Genomic DNA, 2,040 nt, shown 5'->3' on the forward strand with positions numbered 1-2,040 from the left:
GACCCGGCGGCGTCCGAACCGGTTGGTCAGCTCGCCTTGGCGAGCGCCTCGAACTCGTCGTCGGTGAGCCGCACGTCGGCCGCGGCCACGTTCTCCTCCAGGTGCGCCACCGAGGACGTGCCGGGGATCGGCAGCATCACCGGCGAGCGGCGCAGCAGCCAGGCCAGCGCGAGCTGCGCGGGCGACGCGCCGTGCGCGTTGGAGATGGCGTCCAGTGGGCCGCCCGGGCGGGCCAGCTCACCGGTCGCGATCGGGAACCACGGGATGAACGCGAGGTCGTTGCGTTCGCAGAACTCCAGCACGTCCTCGGCGCTGCGGTTGGCGAGGTTGTACAGGTTCTGCACCGACGCGATAGTGGTGATCGCCTGGGACTCCTCGATCTGCGCGACGCTGACCTCGGACAGCCCGATGTGCTGGATCTTGCCTTCCTCCCGCAGCAGCGCCAGCTCACCGAGCTGATCGGCGAGCGGCACCTTCGGGTCGATCCGGTGCAGCTGGTACAGCGGGATGCTGTCCAGGCCGAGGTGACGCAGGCTCAGCTCGCACTGCTGGCGCAGGTACTCCGGGCGGCCCAGCGCACGCCAGTCGCCGGGGCCGGAGCGGCTCAGCCCGGCCTTGGTCGCGATCACCAGGTCATCGGCGTACGGGTGCAGCGCCTCCCGGATCAACATCTCCGAGACGAACGGCCCGTACGAGTCGGCGGTGTCGATGAACGTCACGCCCAGCTCGACCGCACGGCGCAGCACGCGAACCGCCTCGGCCGGGTCCTTCGGGTCACCCCAGACACCCGGGCCGGTGATCTGCATGGCCCCGTAGCCGAGCCGGTTGACTGTGACATCGCCACCGATCCGGTACGTGCCGGACGCCTTCGCGGGCTGCTCACTGATATTTGTCGCCATTGCCCGATCCCCAATCGTCTCGTCGTGGCGGGCCTGGACAGCGCGGGCGTGAAGAGCCCACCCGCCACCGATGGATCATCCCCCGGAACCCTGCCGCCATGCCGCCGGTCGGCCGAGTGTGGGCGCAGACACGCCGTCAGCGCGCCGAAGCGAGTTGCCGGGAAGCGCCCGGTACGACCGGGGTGTCCGTGCGACGCTGGCCGGAGCCGGTGCGTTCCGGCGCGACGGCGGAGGGAGCACCCATGGGAGTGCCGCAGGTCAACTTCGCGCTCGACACGTACGAGTGCATCGTGATCTATCCCGGCGCGGCCGGGCGGGCCCTGCCCCCGGAGACCGTGCAACGGTTGCAGGCCGAGCACGCCGAACACATGCAGGCGTTGCAGCGACGCGGCATCGTCCTGGTCGCCGGCTCGGTGGACGGGCCGGCGCGCGAGCCGGATCCGCCGATCGGCTTCGGTCTGGCCCGTACCGGCAGCGTCGAGGATGTCCGCAGCGTGCTGGAGGCCGACCCGGCGGTGCAGGCCGGGCTGTACCGGGTGGAGGTGCTGACCTTCCTCTGCCCGGCCGGTTCCCTGGAGTTCCCGCTGGTCAAGGCGGACAGCTGAGCCGCCGGTCCATCGGTGGCTGTCGTGATGGCGACGGCGCTCGACCGCCTGCCGGTGCTACGGTCGCGCCCAGCGCGGGCCGCCGCCGGGGCGTACCCGGTGTCGTGGGTCGGCCCCGGTCGAGGAGTCGCCATGATCTCCGCCGCCACCCCCGATGTCGCGTCGGCCGCCGCCCGACTGCGTGCCCTGCTCGGCGACCGGCTGCACGAGCCGGGCGATCCCGGTTACGCCGTCACCACCCGGCTCTGGAACGGCGCTGTGGCGCGCACACCCGCGCTGGTCGCCGCAATTCAGGACTCCGACGAGGTGGCCGAGGCGGTCCGCATCGCCACCCGGTGCCACCTGCCCCTCTCGGTTCGCTCCGGAGGCCACGACTGGGCCGGCCGGGCGCTGCGCGACGGCGCTCTGGCGCTCGATCTGACCGGGCTGCGCGCCGTGCGGGTCGACCCGGACGCGGCCACGGTGACCAACGGCGGCGGCGTCCAGGCGGGCGCGCTGCACGCCGCCGCCCGCCCGGCCGGCCGGGGGGGGGCCAC

At 72.9% G+C, this 2,040-nt stretch carries 3 protein-coding genes; 2 read left to right on the forward strand and 1 reads right to left on the reverse strand.

The window, feature by feature from the left end; genetic code table 11:
• Positions 1-26 precede the first annotated feature (26 nt).
• Entirely contained in the window at positions 27-899 is an 873-nt protein-coding gene (locus AB0B48_RS32915) for an aldo/keto reductase (RefSeq protein WP_357208511.1), read from the reverse strand.
• Positions 900-1,141: 242 nt separating this feature from the next.
• Here AB0B48_RS32915 and AB0B48_RS32920 point away from each other — a divergent pair, with 242 nt between their 5' ends.
• Both AB0B48_RS32920 and AB0B48_RS32925 read left to right on the forward strand, forming a co-directional pair.
• Entirely contained in the window at positions 1,142-1,504 is a 363-nt protein-coding gene (locus tag AB0B48_RS32920; protein WP_355007613.1) for a YciI family protein, read from the forward strand.
• Positions 1,505-1,636: 132 nt separating this feature from the next.
• On the forward strand, positions 1,637-2,040 hold a 404-nt coding region (locus tag AB0B48_RS32925; RefSeq protein ID WP_357208513.1), incomplete at its 3' end, for an FAD-binding protein.

The sequence above is a fragment of the Micromonospora sp. NPDC049089 genome (genome assembly GCF_040648775.1).
Taxonomy (GTDB): Bacteria; Actinomycetota; Actinomycetes; order Mycobacteriales; family Micromonosporaceae; genus Micromonospora.

Bases quoted from the DNA above. Each gene is read 5' to 3' on its own strand.
- AB0B48_RS32920 (WP_355007613.1), top strand. From the start codon at position 1,142: ATGGGAGTGCCGCAGGTCAACTTCGCGCTCGACACGTACGAGTGCATC.
- AB0B48_RS32915 (WP_357208511.1), bottom strand. From the start codon at position 899: ATGGCGACAAATATCAGTGAGCAGCCCGCGAAGGCGTCCGGCACGTAC.